We start from the raw sequence: 24848 nt of genomic DNA, 5'->3' as shown, positions 1-24848 counted from the left end.
CCCGCCCCCGGACGAACTGTCCACGCCCCTGGAGGAGCCCGTGCCCGCACTCACCCTCCGTGAGGTCCTGGACCTCGATCCCGTACGGGCCGCCGAGCCCGAGCTGCTGGCCGGCGAGAGCGCCCTGGACCGCCCGGTGCGCTGGGTGCATTCGAGTGAGGTCTACGAGGGCGCCAACTTCCTGGACGGCGGCGAACTGCTGCTCACCAACGGTTTCGGCCTGATGGACGCCGACGAGGAGACCCGGCGGCGCTACGTCCGTGAGGTGGCCGCCCGCGGCGCGGCCGGGCTCGCGGTGGAGATCGGCCGCTCCCTGCCGAGCATGCCGCCCGAGGTGACCGACGAGGCCCGCCGCCTGGGCCTGCCCCTGCTGGCCATGCGCCGGGTCGTGCCCTTCGTGCGCATCACGGAGGCCGCCAACCGGGCGATCGTGGCGCGCGGTCTGTCCGGGCGGTCGGTGCTGCGCCCGTGGGGCGACGACCATACGGCGGCCCTGCTCGCCGACCTGGCCGACCGGGCCGCGCTGAACCAGCCCGAGGTGGAGGCGCGGTCCGCGCTCGCCGGGTTCCATCCGGGGCCGGGGGCGCGGCTGATCGGCGTATCGCTGCACGGGACGCGCGAGGTGGGGGCGGTGGACCGGGCCGTACGGCTGCTGGGCGGGGCGGGGTCGCTGCGGGCCGCGTTCCCCGGTGACGTGCTGGCCCTGCTCGCCCTCCCCGACACCCGCGCCGGCGACCCCATCCGCGCCGTCCAGGACGCCTTCCGCACGGCCGCCGAACCGGGGCTCACCGTCGCCGTCGGGCACGCGGTCGCGGGCGGCAGCGGCTGGCTGCGCTGGAGCGACACGCTGCGCGCGGCCCGTACGACGCTGGAGCTGGCCCTCACCGTGCCGGCCGCCGAGCCCGGCGTGCCCGACGGCCCGCTGGTCACCTCCGCCCGCGCGCTCGCCCTGGAACGGGAGCTGACCCGCGGCGGCGTCGACGCCAACCGCGACCGCCTCGCCCACCTGGTCCAGCACACCCTGGGCCCCCTCCTGGCCTGGGAGGCGGCCCATCCCAGCGACCTCGTCCGCACCCTGGAGGTCCACCTCCGCCACGGCTGCTCCCCGACCCGCACGGCAGCGCTCCTCCACATCGGCCGCCAGTCCCTCTACCAACGCCTGGAACGCATCGAGTCGTTGCTCGGCCTGGAGATCGACGACCCCGACCTGCTGGGGGAGTTGCTGGCGGGGGCCTGCGCGCATCGGGTGGTGCGGGGGATGGGGGCCGGGGAGGTGCGGGGGCTGCGGACCGTCGCCTGACGGCGGCCCGACGGCGGTTCAACGCAGGGTGACCCGGCTCGGGCCGTTGAACGGGGCGTACGACATCACCGTGTCGGGGGTGCGCAGGGTGTCGTCCTTGGTGAACAGGTCGCGGGCGGCGGTGAAGGAGACCTCGCCGCTGACGACCGGGGCGACACGGTCGTAGAACTGCCGGGCGGCTTCCGGGAGTTGACCTCCAGGTTTGCCGCCTTCTTCTTCCTCGCCCCATACGTCCCACAGCAGTGTCTCCACCTTGTTGAGCGCGGCCAGGTCGAGGCGGATGTTGCCGGCGACGAACCACTCGCCCCAGAAGGGGCCTTCGTGCGGGGGGTGGAGGCCGAAGGTCTCCTGGTCGGCCCTGCCCTTTCGGATCGCCTGCCATGCCTCGCCCGCGACGAGGAAACGGTCGCGGGGCACGTCCATCGGGTCGAAGTCGATCTTCCAGTGGTCGGTGACGAAGGGGTCGGCCAGTTCGGCGTCGGCCAGTAGCCAGCCGCGCTGCTCGTCCCAGTACTCGGTGACGACGTGGTCGTTGTGGAAGGCGCTCGGGCCGTTCGGGTCGAAGTAGTCGGCGAAGCCGGAGCGGATGCGGGCGGGGACGCCGAAGTGCCGCAGGAACGAGCAGTGCAGGAGGGAGAAGTCCCGGCAGGTTCCGACGAACCGGTCACCGGGCGCGCGCCGTTGGCCGAGGGGAGCACTGTCGCGCTCGACGATGATCCGCAGGATGTCGTCGACATAGCGGGTCTCGGCGTCGTTGTGCAGGCGGTCGGTGGGGTGGGTGTGGGCGAAGAGGTCGCCCTCCATGCGGTGGATCACCAAGTCCCGGGATATGCGGGCGAGTTCGGCGGGGTCGTGCGGTAGGTCGGCGTAGAGGTGGGCCAGTTCGACGGGGTCGGAGAAGGTGCTGTGGGTGGCGTGGAAGTCGAGGGGCATGTCGCGTCACGCTGCCAAAATTCGGTGCGAAATGTCCAGGGGGTAGGCATGGTCGGGGGGCCGGAGGCCGGCGACGGCCCGGCGGGCGACTAACCTGTGCCGATCACCGTCGCGTGTGCGGCAGTTGAACCCCTGGTGTGGTGTGGAGGAACGGTCATGGTTGCTGCTCCGGTGCTGGAGGAGCTGCGGGAGGTCTGCCAGCCGCAGACCAAGCTGGCTAGCCGCAACGGCGAACACTGGGCGGGCCGGCTGTACATGCGGAGCGTCTCGCTGCGGTTCACCCGGCAGCTGGTGCGCACGCCGGTCACGCCCGACCAGCTGACCTGGACGATGGTGGTGTGCGGGGTGGCCTCCGGGGCCGCGCTGATGATCCCGGGTCTGACCGGTGCCGTACTCGCCGTGATTCTCATGCAGTTGTTCCTGCTCTTCGACTGCGTCGACGGTGAAGTCGCCCGCTGGAAGGGGCAGAACAGCGCGGCCGGCATCTACGTCGACCGGCTCGGCGCGTATCTGGCGGACGCGGCGCTGATGGCCGGGGCCGGTTACCGCGCCGCCGAGTCCGGTGTCGGCGGCTGGCTGTCGATCGGCATCGCCACCGCGCTGGGTGTCGTGCTGCTGAAGGCCTCCACCGACCTGGTGGACGTCGCCCGCGCCCGCCGCGGTCTCGGTGTCGTCGACGACGAGTCCACCCGCCCCCGCTCCGAGGGCGTGGCGACCGTCCGCCGGCTCGCCGCCGCCTTCAAGATCCACCGCGTGACCAACGGCATCGAGGCGTCCCTGGTCCTGCTCGTGGCGGCGGTCGCGGACACCCTGACCGACGGCATCGAACCCACCCGCTGGGCCCTGGGCGCGCTCGCCGTCATCACCTGGGTGATGGTCCCGGCCCACCTGCTGTCGATCCTGTCGTCCTCGCGACTGCGCTGACCGGGCCTCGGGTGGAGGGTGTTCAGTCGGCCACCCGCAGCAGCAGCTTGCCCGTGCTGGTCCGCGTCCCCATCAGGCGGTGCGCCTCCGCCGCCTCCTCCAGACCGAACTCGGCGGTGACCGGCAGCACGACCGTCCCGTCCGCCACCTTCGCGAAGGCCCGCCCGGTCAGCTCCCGCAGCGCCGCCGGGTCGGTCTGCGCGAGGGTGAGGATCGAGAAACCCGCGACCGAAAGGCCGCGTGGATACAGCTCGGGCTGCCCGACCGTCCAGGCCGGCTCGCCGCCCGCGTTGCCGAAGGAGACCAGGCGGCCGAAGACCGCGAGCGAGGCCAGGGAGGAGCGGAGAGTGGCGCCGCCGACGGGGTCCAGCGCGAGGTCGATCCCGCGTCCGCCGGTCGCCTCCCGCACGGCCGCCTCGAAGTCGCCGACGAACACCTCGTCGTAGCCGTACTCCCGCGCGTACGCCGACTTCGCCGCGCTCGACACCACGCCGTACACCGCTCCGGCGCCCGCCGCCCTCGCCAACTGCCCCACCACCGTGCCGATTCCGCCCGCCGCGCCCTGCACGAGCACCGTCTCACCGGGCTGGAGCCGGCCGACCGTGTGCACGAGGGCGTACGCCGTCGGCAGCACGGTCGGGAGCGTGGCCGCCGTCCGCAGGTCGACGCCCGACGGGAGCGGGAAGACGGTCACCGCGTTGGCGACGGCCACGTCCGCGTAGGCGCCGCCCTCGGTCAGGGCCGTCACCTCCTGGCCGACGGCGAGGTCCGTGACACCCGCGCCGACCGCCCGTACCCGCCCGGAGACCTCGATGCCCGGCCGGAAGGGCAGCGACGGCACCCGGTACCCCGTCTCCCGTGCCTTGAGGTCGGCGAAGTTGATGCCGGCGTACGCCACATCGATGCTCACCTGGCCGTGTCCGGGCCCGGGCGCGTCCGCCTCGACGGTCTTCAACACCTCGGGACCGCCGTACTCCTGGATCTCGACCGCGCGCATGCCACACCCCTTCTCGACGGAGACCACTCGATGAAGGGTGAACACCAAGAGGGAGCACACCCATCCCGACGGAGTCCGGGTCCCGACGGCCCTGGTCACGCCGGTGCTGCGCGCCGACCTCCGGCAGGTCTGAACCTCCCGCCCCCGTCCGGCGTCACAGTGGCGAGCCGGACGGAGTCGGACGGAGGGGGACAGGGCATGAGGAATCGTGTGGGGGCGGGCGTGGCCGCCGTGCTGGTGCTGGGCGCGGTCGCGGCCTGCGGCGGCGAGGGGCTGCGGGTCTCGACGGCGCCGGAGACCGGCGACCTCACCGTGTGCGTGGGCGACCGACCCGTCGACAGCCTTCCGGACCGGGACGACGGCACGCCGTTGATGCGGGTCGTCGTGCACGTCGACGAACTCGTGGAGAAGCGGTACGCCGCCGTCTACACCGGTCTCTCGGTCGACGAGGACGGCTCCGCCGCCGACATCTGGCGCATCCCGTCCGAGGCCTTCGACACCGCGGTCTGCGAGGCGGCCGTGAAGGGGGTGACCCTCCGGTTGCACGACACCGACGTCAACGAGGGGAGGCTGATCAATCTCTCCGACCGTATCGTCGACGACATGAAGCGCTGGGAAGGCTCCTTCGATCTGCGCGAAGTCGGCCCGGACGAACGGGGGTTCGTCGTCGTCGGGGTGGACGACCCCGACAAGGCCGAGCCGATCCTCAAGAAGGCGTACGGGGAGTGGGACGCCCGCCACATCAGGGTCGAGTACGTGGATCAGGCCGAACTGACCGACACCGTCTGAGACTTCGGCCGCCGCAGCACCGCGCACAGCCCGGCGTACACCGCCGCGCTCAGTACGAAGCCGACGACCGGCGTGATGTCACCGAAGGACGGCCAGTGCTTCGGTACGTAGCCGACGTAGTCCTCCTGGTTGGAGAAGAGCGGGACGGACACCGCCACGCCGATCAACAGGGCTGCCACACCGGGCCAGTTGGTGAAGGAGCGGTCGGTCAGGCGGGGGGCCAGTTCGGCGTCCGGGGTGCCGGCGCGCAGTCGGCGCTCGACCAGGACCACACCCAGCCAGGGCGCCACCCAGTAGGCGATGACCAGCAGGAACGCCTCGTAGGCCGCCCCCGCGTCCGACAGCGACGCCCACGCGGCCGCCGTACCGGCGATGCCGGAGACCACGACCAGGACGCTGCGGCTCAGCCACGGCGGGAGGTTCAGGCCCAGCGCGGTGATGGAGATCGCACCGGAGTAGACGTTGAGGGCGTTGGCCGAGACCGCGCCGAGGATGATGGCGATCAGCACCAAGTCGCCGAGCCAGCCCGGGAGATGACCGGTGAACGCGGCCGTCGGGGTGGCGTCCTTCGGGGCGATCAGGGTGGCCGAGGCCGCGCCGATCACCGCGACGAGGGTGACGGAGACGAAGAGGCCGACGGCCGGGTAGAGGACCGTCTTCAGCTTGTTCGCCGTGCGCGGGAGGTAGCGGGAGTAGTCGGTGGCGTACGGGTTCCAGCCGGCCGCGTAGCCCCAGGCGGCGCTGAACGCGAGCAGGAAGCCGCCGATGCCGCCGCCCGTGCCGCCCCCGGTGAGGTCCGCGTCCTTGAAGGTCCACACGCCCGCGAGCAGGAAGATCAGGGCCAGCGCCGGGAAGGCGTACTTCTCGAAGGTGTGCACGAAGTTGTGGCCGATGAAGCCGATCAGGATCTCGGCGACGACCACGAGCAGGAGGGAGGGCAACGGGCGCAGTCCGGTGAGGGTGTTGAGCGCGAAGGCCGCGCTCACGCTGTTCACCGCGAACCAGCCCACGCCCGCGACCAGACCGTTGGCCGCCGACGGCAGGATGTTGCCGCGGAAGCCGAAGGAGAAGCGGCCGATCACCATCTGGGGTACGCCGAACCGCGGCCCGTCCAGGGAGAGGTACCCCTGCGTGATCGCGCCGAGCGCGGTGCCGAGCACGATCGCGCCGGTGGCCTGCCAGAAGCTCAGCCCGAAGAAGAGGACCGCGATCACGCCGATGTAGACCGTCGCGAACTCGATGTTCGGGGAGGCCCAGGTCCACAGCAACTGGAGCGGGCTGCCGTGCCGTTCGGCGTCGGGGATCGGCTCGGAGCCCGCCGTCTCGACGGCGATGACCTTGTCACCGTATTCGGGGGCGAGGGTGCCGGTGGAGTCGGCGGGTGCTGTCGTCATGCGAGGTAAGTGTCCGGTTCCGACCGGTCCGGGCACAGGGGCGCATTGTCCGCTTCGAGGGGCTCGGCGGCGTACAACCTGTAGGTCGGCCGACCTGTGGGTCGCGGTCGCCGGTCAGTCCTGCTTGCGGTCGTCCTCGTCGAGCTTCTTGTGGTCGTCCTCGCCGAGCGACTTCAGGAAGTCGGGGTTGTCGTCCGGGGCCACCCAGCGGCCCTGGCCGGGTCCGGCGCCGCCCGGCGCGGTGCGCTTCTTGCCGGCCACCAGCCAGGCGACCGGGCCGACCAGGACCTCGCCGAAGAGCAGAATGATGATCACCCACGCGACCTTCGGCAGCGGCTTGCGCACCTGGTCCTCGGGCGTGTTCAGGCAGTCGATGAAGGCGTAGATCCACAGCGCCAGGACCAGCAGGAAGGGCAGATACCTGAGCATGTTCGAGCGTTCTCCCTACGGGTGGGGCGGCCCCGGTGACGGGGTCAGGGTAGCGGGTGGCCGATACTGGGACGCATGGCTTACGACGATCTTCGCTCCCTGCTCAGGGCACTGGAACGCGAGGGTGACCTCAAGCGCGTCAAGGTCGAGGTCGACCCGTATCTGGAGGTCGGGGAGATCGTCGACCGGGTGCAGAAGGCGGGCGGCCCCGCCCTGCTCTTCGAGAACGTGAAGGGCTCCGACCTGCCCCTCGCGATGAACGTCTTCGGGACGGACCGGCGCCTCCTGAAGGCGCTCGGGCTGAAGTCGTACGGAGAGATCAGCGACAGGATCGGCGGACTGCTGCGGCCCGAACTGCCGCACGGGTTCGTCGGGGTGCGCGAGGCCTTCGGGAAGCTCGGCGCGATGACGCACGTACCGCCGAAGAAGGTGAAGGACGCGCCGGTGCAGGAAACCGTCCTGACCGGGGACGACGTGGACCTCGACCGGCTCCCCGCCCTCTTCACCTGGCCGCAGGACGGCGGCTCCTTCTTCAACCTCGGGCTCACCCACACCAAGGACCCCGAGTCCGGGATCCGCAACCTCGGCCTGTACCGCCTCCAGCGCCACGACAAGCGCACCATCGGCATGCACTGGCAGATCCACAAGGACAGCCGCAACCACTACCAGGTGGCGGCCCGGCGCGGCGAGCGGCTGCCGGTCGCGATCGCCTTCGGCTGCCCGCCGGCCGTCACGTACGCCTCCACGGCCCCGCTGCCCGGTGACATCGACGAGTACCTCTTCGCCGGGTTCATCGCGGGCAAGCGGATCGAGATGGTCGACTGCAAGACCGTGCCGCTGCAGGTGCCGGCGCAGGCGGAGGTCGTGATCGAGGGCTGGCTGGAGCCGGGGGAGATGCTGCCGGAGGGGCCGTTCGGCGACCACACCGGGTTCTACACCCCGCAGGAACCCTTCCCCGCGCTGACGATCGACTGCGTGACGATGCGGAAGCGCCCGCTCCTTCAGTCGATCGTCGTAGGCCGCCCTCCGACGGAGGACGGACCGCTGGGGCGCGCCACGGAGCGCTTCTTCCTCCCCCTCCTCAAGATCATCGTGCCGGACATCGTGGACTACCACCTGCCGGAAGCGGGCGGTTTCCACAACTGTGCGATCGTCTCGATCGACAAGAAATACCCCAAGCACGCCCAAAAGGTGATGCACGCTGTCTGGGGCGCCCACATGATGTCCCTGACCAAGCTGATCGTGGTCGTGGACTCCGACTGCGACGTCCACGACCTGCACGAGGTCGCCTGGCGAGCTCTCGGCAACACGGACTACGCCCGCGACCTCTCGGTCGTGGAAGGCCCCGTCGACCACCTCGACCACGCCTCCTACCAGCAGTTCTGGGGCGGCAAGGCGGGGATCGACGCGACCAGGAAGTGGCCCGAGGAGGGCTACACGCGCGACGGGGGTTGGCCCGAGATGGTGGTGTCCGACCCCGAGACGGCGGCGACGGTCGACCGCCGGTGGAAGGAGTACGGGCTTTGAGCAGCGCATCCGCAGCCATCCCGCAGCCAGGACGCACGAAGGCCTTTCTGCGGCTGGTGATGATCGAGCACTCGGTCTTCGCCCTGCCCTTCGCCTACATCGCCGCGCTCACCGCGATGTTCGAGATGGACGGCAACATCCACTGGGGCCGGCTGCTCCTTGTGACCATCTGCATGGTGGGTCTGCGGACCTTCGCGATGGCGGTGAACCGGATCATCGACCGGGAGATCGACGCCCGGAACCCGCGTACGGCGCACCGCGAGCTGGTGACCGGTGCGATGTCGGTGAAGCACGCGTGGACGGGCGCGCTGGTCGCGGTCGTCGTCTTCCTGGGCTCGGCCGCGCTCCTCAACCCCCTGTGCCTGGCCCTCGCCCCCATCGCGGTCGTGCCGATGGTGATCTACCCCTACGGCAAGCGGTTCACGAACTTCCCGCAGGCCATCCTCGGACTCGCCCAGGCCATGGGCCCGATCGGCGGCTGGCTCGCGATCACCGGCGAGTGGTCCTGGGACGCGGTGATCCTGGGTCTCGCCGTCGGCATCTGGATCGGCGGCTTCGACCTGATCTACGCCTGCCAGGACGTCGAGACCGACCGCGAGATCGGCGTGATGTCGGTCCCGGCCCGCTTCGGCATCCCGGCCGCGATCCACGGCGCCCGCGTCTGCCACGCCCTCACGACCGGCCTCCTCATCTGGTACGCCGTCGCCACCGACGCCGGCGCGTTCTTCTGGATCGGCTTGATGATCGTCGCCGGCGCCTTCGTCTACGAGCACTCGATCGTGCGCCCGCACGACCTGTCCCGTCTGAACAGGGCGTTCTTCAGCGTCAACGGGTTCATCGGGATCGCCCTGTTCGTGTGTGCGCTGCTGGATCTGCTGGTCAGGGGGCTGACGGTATAGGTACGGTCCGGTGCGTGGACCGACTGCACGCACAGCTCGCCCGCTTCGAGGATCTGTTTCCGGGCTTTCGGACGGAGATCGTCGAGGGCAATTCCCCACTACCTGGTCTTCGATCCGCTGAAGGGCCACGCTGTCACCATGTGGAACCCCTGCCCCGACGGCTACCTGGGCCGCGACACCATCCCGTACGGCACTGACGTCGTCGTCGAATCCCCGCTGGGCAAGTTGACGATCCCGACAACCCGCCGTCCCGTGGACTCGAAGGCGCGTCAGCGCACCTGAAGCGTCTTCCCCGCTGTGCGGCGGCCCAGCCAGAACGCCGTGCCCACCCCCGACACCAGCCCGATCAGGTGCGCCTGCCAGCTGACCCCCGACTGGGTCGGGGCCAGGCCCAGCAGGATCGACGTGCCCCAGATCGCGCCGATGACGAGGCCGACCAGGATACCCAGGGGCTTGCGCTCCACGAAGCCGGTGACCAGCAGGAAGCCGAAGAGGCCGAATATGAGGCCGGAGGCGCCCGCGGTGTTGGTGTGGGCCGGGGCCACCAGCCAGACGCCCAGGCCGTCGGCCACGATGATCACCGCGCAGATCGCGGCGAACCGGCGCAGGCCGCCCAGTGCGGCGAGGAAGCCGAAGACGAGCAGCGGCACACTGTTCGCCGCCACGTGGGCGAAGCCGAAGTGGATGAACGCGGCCGGCACGACGTCGATCAGCTGGGAGGGCTCGCGCGGCACGATCCCGAGGCTGTCGAGAGCGTGGCCGGACGCCACGTCCACCACTTCCAGCAGCCACAACAGCGCGACCCAGCCCACCATCAGCTTGGCCGCGGTCTTCGCGCGGTCGCCCCGCGACCACCCCGACTCCGTACCGGACATGGCACCCCCACGGTCCGCTCGTCCCCACAGAACAACGCCCCACCCCCCTTGGCCGGTTCCCGGCCCGCGGTGCCGGATAGGCTCGGGGGTGTGAACCCAGCCAAGCCAGGAGAAGCGCCGCGTACGCCTTGGATCGTAGGGGTGTCCGGCGCCTCCGGCACCCCGTATGCCGCGTCCGTGCTGCGCGCGCTCCTCGCGGCCGGCGAGAGCGTCGACCTGGTGGTCAGCCGGGCCTCGCGGCTCACGCTCCTGGACGAGACCCAGATCGCCTTCCGGGACGCGCACTGGCGGGACGACCTGCGGGAATGGCTGGCGCGTGGCGCCGACGGGAAGCCGGACACCTTCGCGGTCGATCTGGACGCGGTGCGGTACTGGCCCGCCGGGGACCTCGCCGCCGGGCCCTCCTCGGGCTCGTACCCGGTCAAGGGGATGCTCATCGTGCCGGCCTCCACCGCGTGCGTCGCCGGCGTCGCGCTGGGGCTGTCCAAGGACCTGCTCCAGCGGGCGGCGAGCGTCACGCTGAAGGAGCGCAGGCGGCTCGTCGTCGCCGTACGGGAGACTCCTCTCGGCGGGCAGACCCTGCGTCATCTGGTGACCCTGGACGACCTGGGCGCCGTCGTGGTCCCCACCTCGCCCGCCTTCTACGCGGGCGCCACCCACATCCAGGATCTGGTGGACTTCGTGGCCGGACGGGTGCTCGACGCGGCGGGCGTCGGACACGAGCTGTACCGCCGTTGGGAAGGCGAGCTGGGCGGCGGGGGCCGTACCGGCTGAGCGACCCGCGGCGCGCACGTGGCAGTACCTCTCATCACTTCAGGAACTTTTCAGTGGAAGGCTTCGATCGCATGGACGCGGTGGACAGGCAGCTCATCCAGGCCCTGAGGGAGAACGGCCGGGCCTCGTACGCGGAGCTGGGGCGCCTCGTCGGACTGTCGGGACCCAGCGTCACCGACCGCATCAACCGGCTGGAGGCGGCCGGCGTCATCACCGGCTACCGCGCCACCGTCGACGCCGCCTCGCTCGGCCTCGGCGTGATCGCGCTGATCGGCATCTCGCTGTCCGACGCGGCCGACCACGAGGACGTGGCCCGGCGGCTGAAGGACCTCTCCGAGATCGAGGACTGCTGGTTCATCGCGGGCGACGACTCGTTCATGCTCAAGGTGCGCTCCACCAACGTGGACGGCCTGGAGAAGACCATCCGTCGGCTCAGCGGGACCAAGGGCGTCTCCCGCACCCGTACCACCATCGTGCTCTCCACCAAGTGGGAGAACCGGGTCGGAGAGCTGCCCGAAGAGGTGTGAGCGAGGGTGTGATCGGGGTGGGCGTACGGTTGGTTCGGGATTCCGAGAAAGGTGTGGGTATGGACGTCGGGCTCAAGCGCGAGCTGGAGGAGAAGGTCCGCTCCGGCGAGCGGCTGTCCCGCGAGGACGGCATCGCGCTGTACGAGTCGGACGACCTGGCATGGCTGGGCGGCCTCGCGCACGAGGTGCGGACGCGGAAGAACGGCGATGTCGTCCACTTCAACGTCAACCGCCACCTCAACATGACCAACGTGTGCACGGCGTCCTGCGCCTACTGCTCCTTCCAGCGCAAGCCGGGCGAGAAGGACGCGTACACGATGCGCATCGAGGAGGCGGTGAAGCTCGCCAAGTCGATGGAGGGCGAGAACCTCACCGAGCTGCACATCGTCAACGGCCTGCACCCGAACCTGCCGTGGCGCTACTACCCGCGCTCCCTGCGGGAGTTGAAGGCCGCGCTGCCGGAGGTGTCGCTCAAGGCGTTCACGGCGACGGAGATCCACCACTTCGAGACGATCAGCGGTCTGTCGGCCTCCGAGATCCTCGACGAGCTGATCGACGCGGGCCTGGAGTCCCTGACCGGCGGCGGCGCGGAGATCTTCGACTGGGAGGTCCGCCAGCACATCGTGGACCACCGCACGCACTGGGAGGACTGGTCGCGGATCCACCGGCTGGCGCACGAGAAGGGGCTCAAGACCCCGTGCACCATGCTCTACGGCCACATCGAGGAGCCGCGCCACCGGGTCGACCACGTGCTGCGGCTGCGTGAACTCCAGGACGAGACCGGCGGTTTCCAGGTCTTCATCCCGCTGCGCTACCAGCACGACTTCGTGGACATGAAGGACGGGAAGGTACGGAACCGGCTGCAGGCGCGGACGCAGATGGCGACCGGTGCCGAGGCCCTGAAGACCTTCGCGGTGTCGCGGCTGCTCTTCGACAACGTCCCGCACGTCAAGGTCTTCTGGGTCATGCACGGCGTCCAGACCGCCCAACTCGCCCTCCAGCACGGCGCGGACGACATGGACGGCTCGGTCGTCGAGTACAAGATCACGCACGACGCCGACAACTACGGCACGCCGAACAAGCTGACCCGCGAGGACCTGCTGGACCTGATCCGCGACGCGGGCTTCCGGCCGGTGGAGCGGAACACGCGCTACGAGATCATCCGCGAGTACGACGGTCCGGACCCGGCGCGTCGGGAGTCGCCGCAGCCGATGCGGGTCTGAGCGGGAGCCCCACCCCCTGCAAGATCGCCCCGGGGGCGTGCTTCACTGAATGGTGCCCCTTTGGGACGTTCGGACAGTTCGAATCGGAAGAGTGGATTGAGATGTTCCGCTACACGTTGATGCGCCTCGGAGTCTTCGCGGGCTGCCTCGTGGTCGTCTGGGGCCTCGTCTACTTCGGCGTCTTCCCGCGCGGGCTCGGCGAGTCCAACGGCATGTGGGTCGTCCTGCTCGCCCTGCTCGTCTCGGCCCCGATCAGTTTCGTGGTGCTGCGCAAGGAACGGGACCGCGCCTCCATCCAGGTCGTCCAGCGCGTGGACCGGATGAAGGCCAACCTGGACGCGAACCGCAGCCAGGAGGACGTCGAGGACGACTCCGCGCCGGCGCAGGGGGCGCAGGGGCAGGCGCCGCAGACCTCGTAGGTCTTGTTGTGGGGCGCGCGGGAGGGTTGCCCGGCGTCGCGGCCAACTAGTGTGTGATGCATGGGTGCCGTGAAGACCAAGCGGATGCCGCGAGCGGTCCGCGAGCAGCAGATGCTGGACGCCGCCGTTCGGACCTTCGGGCAGCGCGGGTACATGGCCGCGTCGATGGACGAGATCGCCGAACTGGCGGGCGTCTCCAAACCGTTGGTGTATCTCTACCTGAACTCGAAGGAAGACCTGTTCACCGCGTGCATCCGCCGGGAGGCGAAGGCGCTGGTGGAGGCGGTACGGGCCGGAGTGCGGCGCGAGCTGCCCGCCGACCGCCAACTCTGGGAGGGGCTGCGGGCGTTCTTCACCCACACCGCGCAGAACCCGGACGGCTGGTCGGTGCTGCATCTGCAGGCCCGCACCCACGGTGAGCCGTTCGCGGCCGAGGTCTCGGCGATGCGCGAGGAGATCGTCGTCTTCGTCACCCAGCTCATCGTCGTCGCCGCCCGCGAGGCGCACCGCGACCCGGACCTGCCCGAACGCGAGGTCGCCGGTCTCGCGGAGGCCCTCGTCGGCGCCGCCGAGTCCCTCGCCGCCTGGGCCAACGCCACCCCCGGCGTCACGGCCCGCCAGGCCGCGGCCACGCTGATGAACTTCGCGTGGGCGGGTCTGGGCAACCTGATGGAGGGGCGGCCGTGGCAGCCGCCGGCCGGCTCCACGGCTCAGTAGTCCCGTTCGCTCACGGCCCGAGCGGCGTCACCGTCCCCGACACGTGCACCCGCCCCTCGGTGCCCCGCAACTCGAACCGCCCGCCCTCCGCCGCGTACGTCACCGTCCCCGGCAACAGCACCGGCGCCCGGAACTCGGCCCGCATCCGTACCGCGTCCGGCGTCCCGTGCGCGGCCAGGCACCGGGCCACCGTCCACATGCCGTGCGCGATGGCGCGAGGGAAGCCGAACAGGCGGGCGGTGAGCGGGTGGAGGTGGATCGGGTTGCGGTCACCGGAGACGGCTCCGTAGCGGCGGCCGACATCCCCGGCGAGCTGCCACTCGGCGACGGCGGGCAACGGCGCGTGGTGTGGCTGGCCGGGGGCCGACTCCACCCCCTCCGGTGCCGAACCCTCCAACCCCGCTTCTCCCGAGGGCCGGTGCCGGGCCAGATACGTGCTCCGCGACTCCCACACCAACGCCCCGCCACCCCGCAACTCCGTCACCACCGTCGCCTCGGTACCGCGGCGGTGGGGGGCCAACCCCTCGACGCGGACGCCGAGTTCGTACTCACCGGTGGCAGGGAGGGGTCCGGGGCGGGTGATGTCGATCGACGTGTGGACGAGGCCGAGCAGCGGCAGCGGGAAGTCCCGGCGGCTCATCAGGCGCATGGCCAGGGGGAAGCCGAGTACGTGCGGATACGTGAGAGGGAGCGCGTCGTCGCCGGTCGCGAAGCCGCACACGCGCTCGTAGGCCGCGAGCCGGGCGAAGTCGATGCGTGGGGCGGCCAGCACGAGCCGGTCGTGGGGGAACTCCGCGTCCGGGCGCGGCCGTTTGAAGGGGGAGAGCAGGGCACCCCGGGCCAGCAGGGGACCGAGCGCGGGGGATTGCGCGAGGACGACCGACATCACGCCCCCAACAGGCTCTGGCCGCAGACCCGTACGACCTGTCCGTTGACCGCGCCGGAGGCCGGGTGGGCGAGCCAGGCCGTGGTCCGGGCGACGTCGACGGGCAGGCCGCCCTGGGCGAGGGAGTTCATGCGGCGACCCGCCTCCCGGATGAAGAGGGGGACGGCGGCCGTCATCTTCGTCTCGATGAAACCCGGCGCGACCGCGTTGACGGTCACCCCGTGCTCGGCGAGCGCGCGCGGCGCGAGGGAGCGGACCAGGCCGACGATGCCCGCCTTGCTGGCGCCGTAGTTCGTCTGGCCCGCGTTGCCCGCGAGCCCTGCGATCGACGCGGTGGCGACGATACGGCCGCCCTCGCGCAGGGTGCCCGCCGCGAGCAGCGCGTCCGTCGTTCGCAGCACGCTCGCCAGATTGACGTCGAGCACCGAACTCCACCTCTCCGCGGGCATGTTGACCAGTCGCCGGTCCCGCGTGATGCCCGCGTTGTGGACGAGGACGTCAAGCCCGTCGGGCAGTGCCTCGGCGATCCGCTCGCCCGCGTCCGGCGCCGTGATGTCGAGGAGAAGCGCGCTGCCGCCGAGCCGCTGGGCCACGCGCCGCGCGTCCCGCTCGGCCTGCGGCACGTCGAGGACGACGACCTCGGCGCCGCTCTCGGCCAGCGTCTCGGCGACCGCCTCGCCGATCCCGCGCGCGCCGCCGGTGACCAGTGCGGTGCGTCCGCCCAACGGCCGCTGCGCGTCCGCCGGTTGGGTCACCGGGCGCGCGTCGACGGCGATCACCTGGCCGCTGACGTACGCGGACCTGGGGGAGAGGAGGAAGTGGAGGGTCGACTCGGCGGCGGAGGCGTCGGTGAGGCGGACGAGGTTCACGGTCCTGCCCCGCCCGATCTCCTTGCCGAGCGAGCGCACGAAACCCTCCAACGCCTGCTGGACGGCGGCCTGGTGGTGGTCGCCGGCGTCCAGGGGCGCGCCCAGCACGACGATTCGGCCGCTGCTCGCGACCGACCGGACGACGGGGTGCAGGGCCGCGTGCACCTCGGCGAGGGTCTCGATGTCCCGTACCCCGGTGGCGTCCAGGACGACGGCGGCCGGTTCGTCGGTGGCCCCGGTCGCGGGCTCCGTACGGGCGAGGACCGGTTCGAGATCCAGGTCGGACTTTCCGGCCGTGAGGTGGCGCAGGCCGCCGGCCAGGGTGGGGGTCGCGGGGGACCAGCGTCGTAGGGGAGCCGGTTGCGGCAGCCCGAGGCGGCGGGTCAGGAAGCGGCCGGGCGCGGTGCCGGTGAAGCTCAGATAGCGGTCCGCCATGTCCATCTCCCCACTCGGGACCGCACTCGGTCCACTGTCACGTCCACGCTCAGGTCCACACTGCTTACTCTGGAGTAATGTTACCGTAGGTAAGCCTACGTCACAGGTGAGGAACCGGTCGAGATGACTCCCGTTGAGCAGCCCCTCGCGCAGCCCTTCGCACCCCCGCGGACGCGCCGCGTGGCGATCATCGGCGGTGCCCGGATCCCGTTCGCGCGCTCCGACGGCCCCTACGCCACCGCGTCGAACCAGGAGATGCTGACCGCGACCGTGGACGCCCTGGTCGACCGGTACGGGCTCGAAGAGCCGGGTGCCGTCGGCGAGTTCGTGGCCGGCGCGGTGCTCAAGCACGCCCGGGACTTCAACCTCGCGCGCGAGACGGTCCTCGGCTCCCGGCTGGACGCCCGCACTCCCGCGTACGACATCCAGCAGGCCTGCGGCACCGGGCTGCAGGCGGTGATCGCCGCCGCCAACAAGATCACCCTCGGGCAGACCGAGTCGGCGATCGCGGGCGGCGCCGACACCGCGAGCGACGCGCCCCTCGGTGTCAACGACGCGCTGCGCCGGATCCTGCTGGAGACCCGGCGCGCGAAGTCGGCCGGCGCCCGGCTGCGGGCCCTGTCCCGGATCCGCCCGAGCCATCTGGTCCCCGACATCCCGCGCAACGCCGAGCCGCGCACGGGCCTGTCGATGGGCGAGCACGCGGCGGTGACCGCACGGGCGTGGGGCGTCGCGCGCGAGGCGCAGGACGAGCTGGCGGCGACCAGCCATCAGCGGCTGGCGGCGGCGTACGAACGGGGTTTCTTCCAGGACCTGGTGGTCCCCTTCCGGGAGCTCGCGCGGGATCAGAATCTGCGGCCGGGCTCGACGGTGGAGAAACTGGCGTCCCTGAAGCCGGTGTTCGGCCTCGACGCGCCCGACCCGACCATGACCGCGGGCAATTCGACCCCGCTGACCGACGGGGCGGCGACCGTGCTGCTGGCGTCCGAGGAGTGGGCGCGGGCGCGCGGTCTGGAGCCGCTGGCCTATCTCACGGCGTATGAGACGGCGGCCGTGGACTTCGTGGCGGGCGATGTCGTGGGCGGCGAGGACGGGTTGCTGATGGCACCGGCGTACGCGGTCCCGCGGATGCTGGAGCGCGCGGGGCTGACCATGGCGGACTTCGACCTCGTCGAGGTGCACGAGGCGTTCGCGTCCCAGGTGCTGGCGACCCTCGCGGCCTGGGAGAAGCGGGGTCTCGCGCCGGTCGACCGGAGCCGGCTGAACGTGGCCGGGTCGTCGCTGGCCACCGGCCATCCCTTCGCGGCGACCGGGGCCCGTATCGTGGCGACCCTGGCGAAACTGCTGGCCGAACGGGGCGGCCCGGGGCGCGGGTTGATCTCGGTGTGCGCGGCGGGCGGCCAGGGGGTGACGGCCGTTCTGGAGCGAACGTGAACTCTTGTCACATAACCCCCGAGGTTGCACAAGCCCGGCCCCGGATCGCCGTCGAACCCTTACCAACCCCCCACGTGGGCCCCGTACGATCGCCAACCTGACCGCCGGTAACTCCTTCCGCCGCAGGCCGCCGGTGAACGACTTGGTATGCGATATCCGTACCAAAGCAGCAGAGCGGTACCGAGCTGCGCGCCCCAGGAGCTGCCATGTCCGTGCACTACCCGTCCGCCGCCGACTACGACGGCGTGCCCCAGCTCGTGGAACCCGAGATCGTGCGCCTGGACGGGGTGGTGCGGGAGGTGTCGGTGCCCCCGCTGATCGCACCCCCCACCCACGGCTCGCTCGCCGACCTGCCGTTCGACAACGCGGCCGCGGCCCCCGAGGCCCGGGTGCTCAGCCGCCGTACGCAGGACGGGGATTGGACCGATGTGACGGCGGCCGCCTTCGCGGACGAGGTGCTGGCCCTGGCCAAAGGGCTGATCGCTGAGGGCCTGGTGCCCGGCGACCGGATCGCCGTCATGGCCCGGACGATCTACGAGTGGACGCTGCTCGACTTCGCCGCGTGGGCGGCCGGACTGGTGACCGTGCCGATCTATCCCACCTCCTCGGTCTTCCAGACCCGCTGGATCCTCCAGGACTCCGGCGCGGTGGCCCTGGTGACGGAGACCGCGGGACAGGCCTCGGCGCTCGGTCCGGAGCTCAACCGGCTGCCGGACCTGCGCCACATGTGGGTCGTGGAGAAAGGGCACTTGGACCGGCTCGCGGAGCTCGGTCAGCCGGTGCCCGACCAGGAGATCTCCGTACGCCGGGGCATGCTGGTCCCCGACACCCTCGCCACCGTCATCTACACCTCCGGCACCACGGGCCGCCCCAAGGGCTGTGTGCTCACGCACGCCAACTTCCTGGCGGAGGTCGACAACGCGGTCGAACTCCTCTACCCCGTCTTCAAGTCGAAGACCTCCGACGAGCCCGCGACCCTCCTCTTCCTGCCCATGTCGCATGTCTTCGGCCGCATGGTCGCCGTGGCCTGCGTGCGCTCCCGGGTCCGCCTCGGCCACGCGCCGAGCCTCCAGGCCGATGACCTCATCGCGGACCTCGGCAGCTTCAAGCCGACCTTCCTGCTCGCCATCCCGTACATGCTGGAGAAGGTCTACAACAGCGCCCGCGCCAGGGCCGAGAGCAGCGGCCGGGCCTCGTCCTTCGACCGCGCGGCGAGTGTCGCCCAGCGCTACGGCGAGGCCATGGAGGCCCGTCACGCCGGCACCGGGCCGGGCCCCGGCACGGCCCTGAGGACGGCCCGCACCTTCTACGACCCGCTCGTCTACCGCCGTATCCGCAACGCCATGGGCGGCCGTATCCGCCAACTCATCTGCGGCGGCTCGCCGTTGGGCCGCCGCCTCGCCGCGTTCTACGCGGGCGCGGGCATGGAGATCTACGAGGGCTACGGCCTCACCGAGTCCACCGGCGCCGCGACCGTCACCCCGCCCCTCAAACCCCGTCTGGGCACGGTGGGTTGGCCCATGCCCGGCACGAAGGTGCGTATCGCCGCCGACGGCGAGATCCTGCTCAGCGGCGGCCAGATCTTCCGCGGCTACTGGGACCCGCACGCGGGCGGGGTGGTGCCCGCGTCGACGGACGGCTGGTTCGCGACCGGCGACATAGGCCAGTTGGACGACGAGGGCTATCTGACGATCACCGGCCGCAAGAAGGAGATCCTGATCACCGCGGGCGGCAAGAACGTGGCCCCCGCCCCGCTGGAGAACTGGCTGCGCCAACACCCCCTGATCTCCCAGTGCATGGTCCTCGGCGACCGCCGCCCCTACGTCTCCGCGCTCATCACCCTCGACCTCGACGGCATCACCCACTGGCGCCAGATGAACGGCAAGCATCCGGTTCCGGCCGAACTTCTGGTCAATGACGAGGAGTTGTTCCAGGTTCTCCAACGCGCCGTGGACGAGGCCAACAAGATGGTCTCCCGCCCCGAGTCCATCCGCCGTTTCACCGTCCTGCCCCGCGACTTCACCGAGGCCGAGGGCCATCTGACGCCCTCCATGAAGCTCCGCCGGGAGGCGGTCATGAAGGACTTCGCGGCGGATGTGGAGGGCTTGTACACGAAGTAGGGAGCTCCATCGCCTTGTTACGACAACATCTTGACGTAACACACGTGTGACGGTTGGCTGTCGGCCACTCGGGTCTCCCAGCGTCCCCCGCGGCCCCCGAGAAACCGCTTCCCCCCACGCCCCGTCCGCTCGGAAGGCCCCCTCGTGAACGCTTCCCCCCGCCGGACCGCTGTGCGCCGCCCGGTCACGGTCCTGGCCGCCTTCGGCACCGCCCTCTCCCTCACCGCGTGCGGCGCCGTCGACGCCATCAGCGGGGGCGGCAGCTCCTCGTCCCCGACGAAGGGCGACGACCTCACGGTGGGCCTGCTGCTGCCGGACAAGGACACGGCACGCTTCGAGAAGTTCGACTACCCGATCATCAAGCAGCAGGTCACCTCCCTCACCAGCGGCAAGGGCAAGGTCGTCTACGCCAACGCCGAGGCGAGCGTGGCCAAACAGAGCAGCCAGTTCCAGAAGATGATCGACGACCAGGTGGACGTCGTCCTGGTGGACGCCCTGGACTCCAAGGCCATCTCCGCCGAGGTCCGCAAGGCCAAGGACGCCGGGATACCGGTCATCGCCTACGACCGGCTCGCCCAGGGCCCCATCGACGCCTACGTCTCCCACGACAACGAACTCGTCGGCGAGGTGCAGGGCCGGGCCGTCGTCAGCGCCCTCGGCGACAAGGCGGCGACCAGCAAGATCGTCATGATGGACGGCGACGTCAACGACCCCAACACCGCCAGCTTCAAGGCGGGCGCGCTCAGCGAGCTCAAGGGCAAGGTCGTCATCGCCAAGGAGTACGAGACCCCGCAGTGGCTGCCGGCCACCGCCAAGGCCAACATGCTCAAGGCGATCCAGTCGATCGGGCTCGGCAACATCGCCGCCGTCTACTCCGCCAACGACGGAATGGCCGGCGCCGTCATCGACGCCCTCAAGCAAGCCGGCGCGGACAAGATCCCGCCGGTCACCGGGCAGGACGCGAACCTGGACGCCGTCCAGCGGATCGTCTCGGGCGAGCAGTACATGACGGTGTACAAGTCCTTCCTGCTGGAGGCCACCGGCGCCGCGAAGCTGGCGGTCGCCCGGGTCCAGGGCCGCGACATCGAGTTCGACGCGCTGACCCAGGACCGGGTCGACAGCCCGACGCAGAAGGACATCCCCGCGAACCTGGTACCGGTGGTCGCCCTCACCAAGGACAACATCGAGCAGACGCTGATCGCGGACGGCGTCTACACCGTCAAGGACATCTGCACCCAGGCCTACGCGGCGGACTGCGCGCAGATCGGCCTCAACTGACCCACAGGGTCAACTGGCCCCCAGGGCAGGGCATTTCGCCCCCGACGGTTATTGACTTCACAAGACCCTCGCGCGACATTCCGGTCTCCTTGTCCTCGTTCGGCGGGAGGAACCCGAGATGTCCACGAGCCCGGAGCGCACGGAAGCCGCACGACGTACCCGGCCGACCCGGAGCGGTGGGCGGCCCACGCGCAGACAGGTGCTCGGCACCTCGGCGGCGGCCGGCGTCGCCCTCGCGACCGGCGCCGGCACGGCCACCGCCGCCGACCCGCCGCTGCTTGGCACGTACGACGTCGTGGTCATCGGCTCCGGTGCGGCCGGCATGACCGCCGCGCTCACCGCGGCCAAGGCGGGCCTGAGCTGTGTGGTCGTGGAGAAGGCGCCCACCTTCGGCGGCTCGGCGGCCCGGTCAGGGGCCGGCATCTGGATCCCCAACAACCCGGTGCTGCTGGCCGCGGGCGTCCCGGACACGCCCGCCAAGGCCGCCGCCTACCTCGCCGCCGTCGTAGGCCCGGACGTTCCGGTCTCCCGCCGGCAGGCCTTCCTCGCCCACGGCCCGGCGATGATCTCCTTCGTCATGGCCAACAGCCCGCTGCGCTTCCGCTGGATGGAGGGGTACAGCGACTACTACCCCGAACTCCCCGGCGGCCTCCCGAACGGCCGGTCCATCGAACCCGCCCAGCTCGACGGCACCATCCTCGGCGCCGAACTCGCCCACCTCAACCCGCCCTACCTGGACGTCCCGGCCGGCCTCGTCGTCTTCAGCGCCGACTACAAATGGCTCGCCCTCTCCGCCGTGAGCGTCAAGGGCGCCGCCGTCGCCGCCGAGTGCCTGGCCCGCGGCACCAAGGCCGCCCTGCTGGGCCAGAAACCGCTCACCATGGGCCAGTCCCTGGCCGCCGGACTGCGCGCCGGGCTGCAGAGCGCCGGCGTCCCGGTATGGCTGAACACCCCGCTCACCAGCCTGTACGTCGAGGGCGGCGCCGTCACCGGGGCGGTCGTCACGCGCGCGGGCGCCGCCGGACTCGTACGCGCCCGGCGCGGTGTGGTCGTCGGCTCCGGCGGCTTCGAGCACAACGCGGCCATGCGGGCCCAGTACCAGCGCCAGCCGATCGGCACCGACTGGACCGTCGGCGCGAAGGAGAACACCGGCGACGGCATCAGGGCCGGCCAGCAGGCCGGCGGCGCGCTCGCCCTGATGGACGACGCCTGGTGGGGCCCGGCGATCCCGCTGCCCGACGACCCGTACTTCTGCCTCGCCGAACGCACCCTCCCCGGCGGCCTGATGATCAACGCCGCCGGCAGTCGCTTCGTCAACGAGGCCGCCCCCTACAGCGACGTCGTCCACACCATGTACGACCGCAACCCCACCGACCCCGACATCCCGGCCTGGCTGGTCGTCGACCAGAACTACCGCAACCGCTACCTCTTCCGGGACATCGCCCCGACCTTCGTCCTGCCCGACGACTGGTACGGCTCGGGCGCCGCCCACAAGGCCTGGTCCTTCGACGCCCTCGCCGCCTCCATCGGCGTCCCGGCGGCCGCCCTGCGGACCACGGTCAACCGCTTCAACTCCCAAGCCCTGCTGGGAAAGGACCCCGACTTCCACCGCGGCGACAGCGCGTACGACCACTACTACACAGACCCCGCCGTCCTCCCCAACTCCTGCCTCGCCCCCCTGTGGCTGCCCCCGTACTACGCCTTCCGGATCGTCCCCGGCGACCTCGGCACCAAGGGCGGCCTGGTGACCGACGCCAGGGCGCGCGTGCTGCGCTCCGACGGCTCGGTCATCCCGGGCCTGTACGCCGCCGGGAACGCCAGCGCGGCGGTGATGGGCCACAGCTACGCGGGCGCCGGCTCGACGATCGGTCCGGCGATGACGTTCGGGTACATCGCGGCCCGGGATCTCGCGGGGGTGCTGTAGAGGCGCTCAGGGCGTTTCCGAGGGGCTCTTGCGGACGAGGAGGATGGCCTGGGGGGTCGACTCGTTGGGCCAGGGTTCGCGCACGGTCTGCGAGACGGGCGTGAATCCGGCGGCCAGGAGCAGCGCGAGGACCTGCTCGGGCCGGCGCCGCAGGAAGTCCAGCTGCACGTCGTGGCCGAAGGGCCGGTCGTGGTGGCGCGGCTCGTCGCCGATCTGGAAGGCGAGGAGCAGATATCCGCCGGGGGCGAGCAGGCGCAGGAACTCCGCGAAGAGCGCGGGGAGCTTCTCCACAGGGGTGTGGATGGACGAGTACCAGGACACGGCACCCGCGAGCGACCCGTCGGGCAGGTCCACGGCCAGCATCGAACCGTGCTCGAAGCGCAGCCCGGGATTCTCGCGCCGGGCGATCGCGAGCATCGACTCCGACAGGTCGAGCCCGAGGACGACGGACAGGCCCAGGGAGGCGAGGTGGGCGGTGATCCGCCCCGGCCCGCAGCCCAGGTCGGCCACGCGTCCGCCCGGCCCCACCAGGTCCGCGAAAGCGGCGAACATCGCCCGGTCCACGGGCTTGGTCAGCTCGGTACGGAAGAGGTCGGCGTAGTCCTCGGCGATGGTGTCGTAGAAGGTGCGGGTCGCGGTCACGAAGTCGGGTTCGGTCATGCCGCCGGACGTTACCGACGGCCACTGACAACGCCTCCGACCTGGACCGACCTCCCACGCTCAGGCCCGCGCAGCGCAAAGGCAGGAGCCCCGTCGCCTTGCGGCGCGGGGCTCCTTGGGTAGTGCAACTCGTACTCAGATCGCCGGGCCGACGGCCCAGGTCACGTCAGACCGGCGTGACGTTCTCCGCCTGCGGGCCCTTCGGACCCTGGGTCACGTCGAAGGAAACCTGCTGGTTCTCCTCGAGCGAGCGGAAACCGGACGCGTTGATCGCGGAGTAGTGAACGAAGACGTCGGGGCCTCCGCCTTCTTGGGCGATGAATCCAAAGCCCTTTTCGGCGTTGAACCACTTCACGGTTCCGGTAGCCATAAGCCCTCCTTGGGCCCAAAGGGTCGCCCTGCTCCAGAACCCTGCACGTGTGAAAACAAGTCCCGCACTACTGCATACGTCTGAAAACGACTAGAGCCCGCGGTTACATGCTCCGCAGGCTCTGTACTGCAAGGGAAACCAAACTGCAACTTGCGGCGAGCCTAGCATGGGGGCACCCGAAAGCAATAGAGGCCAAGATCACGTCACTGGAACGTTTGATCCCGGGCGTGTCGCGTTGACCGCGAGCCGGTGGGGGCGGTCGCCATACCACGAGCCCCAGGGTCTAGCCTCGCGATGTGGACAATTCTCGCACCCGGCCGCGCGTCGGACACATCCAGTTCCTGAACTGCCTGCCGCTGTACTGGGGGCTCGCGAGGACGGGCACCCTCCTCGACATCGAGCTGACGAAGGACACCCCGGACAAGCTCAACGAGAAGCTGGTGCGGGGCGATCTCGACATCGGTCCCATCGCCACCGCCGAATTCCTCAAGCACGCGGACGAGCTGGTCGTCTTCCCGGACATCGCCGTCGGCTGCGACGGTCCCGTCCTGTCCTGCGTCATCGTCTCCCAGGTCCCGCTGACGGAGCTGGACGGCGCCAGGGTCGCCCTCGGGTCGACCTCCCGCACCTCCGTCCGCCTCGCCCAGCTGCTCCTCTCGGACCGCTACGGCGTGACGCCCGAGTACTACACGTGTCCGCCCGACCTCAGCCTGATGATGCAGGAGGCGGACGCGGCGGTCCTGATCGGGGACGCGGCGCTGCGGGCCTACTTCCACGACGGCCCGCGCTACGGCCTCCAGGTGCACGACCTCGGCGCGCTCTGGAAGGAGTGGACCGGACTGCCCTTCGTCTTCGCCGTCTGGGCGGCCCGCCGCGACTACCTGGAACGCGAGCCGGAGATCACCCACAAGGTCCACGAGGCCTTCCTCGCCTCCCGCAACCTCTCCCTGGAGGAGGTCGGCAAGGTCGCCGAGCAGGCGGCCCGCTGGGAGGTCTTCGACGAGCAGGTCCTGGAGCAGTACTTCACGACCCTCGACTTCGACTTCGGCGCCCCCCAGCTGGCGGCGGTCGAGGAGTTCGCCCGCCGGATCGGCCCCACGAGCGGCCTCCCGGCGGACCTTAAGGTCAATCTGCTGCAGCCGTAG

At 70.8% G+C, this 24848-nt stretch carries 25 protein-coding genes; 16 read left to right on the top strand and 9 right to left on the bottom strand.

The features are described from left to right. Positions 1-40: 40 nt before the first annotated feature. Entirely contained in the window at positions 41-1300 is a 1260-nt protein-coding gene (locus ACIQI8_RS23565) for a PucR family transcriptional regulator (protein WP_402353782.1), read from the top strand. A gap of 18 nt (positions 1301-1318) precedes the next feature. On the opposite strand, the gene ACIQI8_RS23560 is transcribed toward ACIQI8_RS23565, so the two are convergent. After that, positions 1319-2233: a transglutaminase-like domain-containing protein gene (locus ACIQI8_RS23560; RefSeq protein WP_402353779.1), complete on the bottom strand. Its 915-nt coding sequence runs from the start codon at positions 2231-2233 to the stop codon at positions 1319-1321. A gap of 156 nt (positions 2234-2389) precedes the next feature. Between ACIQI8_RS23560 and ACIQI8_RS23555 the strand changes: the two genes are divergently transcribed. Further along, positions 2390-3157, top strand: a complete 768-nt coding sequence (locus ACIQI8_RS23555; RefSeq protein ID WP_402353776.1) for a CDP-alcohol phosphatidyltransferase family protein — start codon at positions 2390-2392, stop codon at positions 3155-3157. A gap of 22 nt (positions 3158-3179) precedes the next feature. Here the strand turns inward: ACIQI8_RS23555 and ACIQI8_RS23550 are convergent, their stop codons facing one another. Continuing rightward, on the bottom strand, positions 3180-4154 hold the full coding sequence (locus ACIQI8_RS23550; RefSeq protein WP_402353773.1) for a zinc-binding alcohol dehydrogenase family protein: 975 nt from the start codon (positions 4152-4154) through the stop codon (positions 3180-3182). Positions 4155-4352: 198 nt separating this feature from the next. Here ACIQI8_RS23550 and ACIQI8_RS23545 point away from each other — a divergent pair, with 198 nt between their 5' ends. Next, on the top strand, positions 4353-4943 hold the full coding sequence (locus tag ACIQI8_RS23545; protein WP_402353770.1) for a hypothetical protein: 591 nt from the start codon (positions 4353-4355) through the stop codon (positions 4941-4943). On the opposite strand, the gene ACIQI8_RS23540 is transcribed toward ACIQI8_RS23545, so the two are convergent. Both ACIQI8_RS23540 and ACIQI8_RS23535 read right to left on the bottom strand, forming a co-directional pair. After that, positions 4916-6337 carry a purine-cytosine permease family protein gene (locus ACIQI8_RS23540; protein ID WP_402353767.1) on the bottom strand — a complete coding sequence of 474 codons (1422 nt, stop codon included), beginning with the start codon at positions 6335-6337 and terminating at the stop codon, positions 4916-4918. The genes ACIQI8_RS23545 and ACIQI8_RS23540 overlap by 28 nt on opposite strands. A 114-nt stretch (positions 6338-6451) precedes the next feature. Then, positions 6452-6766 carry a PLD nuclease N-terminal domain-containing protein gene (locus ACIQI8_RS23535; RefSeq protein WP_402353764.1) on the bottom strand — a complete coding sequence of 105 codons (315 nt, stop codon included), beginning with the start codon at positions 6764-6766 and terminating at the stop codon, positions 6452-6454. Between the two features lie 75 nt (positions 6767-6841). On the opposite strand from ACIQI8_RS23535, the gene ACIQI8_RS23530 reads away from it, so the two are divergent. From ACIQI8_RS23530 to ACIQI8_RS23520, 3 genes are all read left to right on the top strand, one after another. Then, positions 6842-8293, top strand: coding sequence for a menaquinone biosynthesis decarboxylase (locus tag ACIQI8_RS23530; RefSeq protein ID WP_402353761.1), 1452 nt, complete (start codon positions 6842-6844; stop codon positions 8291-8293). After that, positions 8290-9192, top strand: coding sequence for a menaquinone biosynthesis prenyltransferase MqnP (gene mqnP / locus ACIQI8_RS23525; protein ID WP_402353758.1), 903 nt, complete (start codon positions 8290-8292; stop codon positions 9190-9192). The genes ACIQI8_RS23530 and mqnP overlap by 4 nt, the downstream gene beginning before the upstream one ends. 138 nt (positions 9193-9330) lie before the next feature. Then, positions 9331-9474 carry a hypothetical protein gene (locus ACIQI8_RS23520; RefSeq protein WP_402353755.1) on the top strand — a complete coding sequence of 48 codons (144 nt, stop codon included), beginning with the start codon at positions 9331-9333 and terminating at the stop codon, positions 9472-9474. Here the strand turns inward: ACIQI8_RS23520 and ACIQI8_RS23515 are convergent. Further along, the gene (locus ACIQI8_RS23515; RefSeq protein WP_402353752.1) at positions 9462-10067 is read right to left on the bottom strand and encodes a rhomboid family intramembrane serine protease; all 606 of its coding nucleotides are present in this window, start codon (positions 10065-10067) and stop codon (positions 9462-9464) included. The two genes, ACIQI8_RS23520 and ACIQI8_RS23515, sit on opposite strands and share 13 nt — an antisense overlap. A 90-nt stretch (positions 10068-10157) precedes the next feature. Here ACIQI8_RS23515 and ACIQI8_RS23510 point away from each other — a divergent pair, with 90 nt between their 5' ends. From ACIQI8_RS23510 to ACIQI8_RS23490, 5 genes are all read left to right on the top strand, one after another. After that, entirely contained in the window at positions 10158-10841 is a 684-nt protein-coding gene (locus ACIQI8_RS23510) for a UbiX family flavin prenyltransferase (protein ID WP_402353749.1), read from the top strand. A 71-nt stretch (positions 10842-10912) separates the two neighbouring features. Next, entirely contained in the window at positions 10913-11368 is a 456-nt protein-coding gene (locus tag ACIQI8_RS23505; protein WP_401714442.1) for an Lrp/AsnC family transcriptional regulator, read from the top strand. 59 nt (positions 11369-11427) lie between these two features. Then, positions 11428-12591, top strand: coding sequence for an aminofutalosine synthase MqnE (gene mqnE, locus ACIQI8_RS23500; protein WP_402353746.1), 1164 nt, complete (start codon positions 11428-11430; stop codon positions 12589-12591). 101 nt (positions 12592-12692) lie between these two features. Beyond that, positions 12693-13010: a DUF4229 domain-containing protein gene (locus ACIQI8_RS23495; RefSeq protein ID WP_402353743.1), complete on the top strand. Its 318-nt coding sequence runs from the start codon at positions 12693-12695 to the stop codon at positions 13008-13010. A gap of 60 nt (positions 13011-13070) precedes the next feature. Continuing rightward, a complete protein-coding gene (locus ACIQI8_RS23490; RefSeq protein WP_402353740.1) occupies positions 13071-13727 on the top strand; it encodes a TetR/AcrR family transcriptional regulator in 657 nt (218 codons plus the stop codon). A 10-nt stretch (positions 13728-13737) separates the two neighbouring features. Here ACIQI8_RS23490 and ACIQI8_RS23485 read toward each other — a convergent pair whose 3' ends face one another. Both ACIQI8_RS23485 and ACIQI8_RS23480 read right to left on the bottom strand, forming a co-directional pair. Further along, positions 13738-14613 carry a MaoC family dehydratase gene (locus tag ACIQI8_RS23485; protein ID WP_402353737.1) on the bottom strand — a complete coding sequence of 292 codons (876 nt, stop codon included), beginning with the start codon at positions 14611-14613 and terminating at the stop codon, positions 13738-13740. Next, entirely contained in the window at positions 14613-15917 is a 1305-nt protein-coding gene (locus ACIQI8_RS23480) for a 3-oxoacyl-ACP reductase (protein ID WP_402353735.1), read from the bottom strand. The genes ACIQI8_RS23485 and ACIQI8_RS23480 overlap by 1 nt, the downstream gene beginning before the upstream one ends. Positions 15918-16040: 123 nt before the next feature. On the opposite strand from ACIQI8_RS23480, the gene ACIQI8_RS23475 reads away from it, so the two are divergent. The 4 genes from ACIQI8_RS23475 to kstD all read left to right on the top strand — a co-directional run bounded on the left by ACIQI8_RS23475 (position 16041) and on the right by kstD (position 22673). Further along, a complete protein-coding gene (locus tag ACIQI8_RS23475) occupies positions 16041-17351 on the top strand; it encodes an acetyl-CoA C-acetyltransferase (protein ID WP_402353732.1) in 1311 nt (436 codons plus the stop codon). A gap of 206 nt (positions 17352-17557) precedes the next feature. Further along, positions 17558-19471, top strand: a complete 1914-nt coding sequence (locus ACIQI8_RS23470) for an AMP-dependent synthetase/ligase (protein WP_402353729.1) — start codon at positions 17558-17560, stop codon at positions 19469-19471. A gap of 144 nt (positions 19472-19615) precedes the next feature. Further along, entirely contained in the window at positions 19616-20749 is a 1134-nt protein-coding gene (locus ACIQI8_RS23465) for a sugar ABC transporter substrate-binding protein (protein WP_402353727.1), read from the top strand. Between the two features lie 118 nt (positions 20750-20867). Then, complete coding sequence (kstD, locus tag ACIQI8_RS23460) at positions 20868-22673, top strand: 3-oxosteroid 1-dehydrogenase (protein ID WP_402353724.1); 1806 nt, start codon at positions 20868-20870, stop codon at positions 22671-22673. A 6-nt stretch (positions 22674-22679) separates the two neighbouring features. On the opposite strand, the gene ACIQI8_RS23455 is transcribed toward kstD, so the two are convergent. Together ACIQI8_RS23455 and ACIQI8_RS23450 are read right to left on the bottom strand one after the other, a co-directional pair. After that, positions 22680-23333, bottom strand: coding sequence for a class I SAM-dependent DNA methyltransferase (locus ACIQI8_RS23455; RefSeq protein WP_402353721.1), 654 nt, complete (start codon positions 23331-23333; stop codon positions 22680-22682). Between the two features lie 166 nt (positions 23334-23499). Continuing rightward, a complete protein-coding gene (locus ACIQI8_RS23450; protein ID WP_003992177.1) occupies positions 23500-23703 on the bottom strand; it encodes a cold-shock protein in 204 nt (67 codons plus the stop codon). Between the two features lie 296 nt (positions 23704-23999). Here ACIQI8_RS23450 and ACIQI8_RS23445 point away from each other — a divergent pair, with 296 nt between their 5' ends. Continuing rightward, positions 24000-24848: a menaquinone biosynthetic enzyme MqnA/MqnD family protein gene (locus tag ACIQI8_RS23445; protein WP_402353719.1), complete on the top strand. Its 849-nt coding sequence runs from the start codon at positions 24000-24002 to the stop codon at positions 24846-24848.

The organism is Streptomyces sp. NPDC092369, assembly GCF_044755245.1.
Taxonomy (GTDB): Bacteria; Actinomycetota; Actinomycetes; order Streptomycetales; family Streptomycetaceae; genus Streptomyces.
This window is presented reverse-complemented; position numbering and strand designations above follow the sequence as displayed.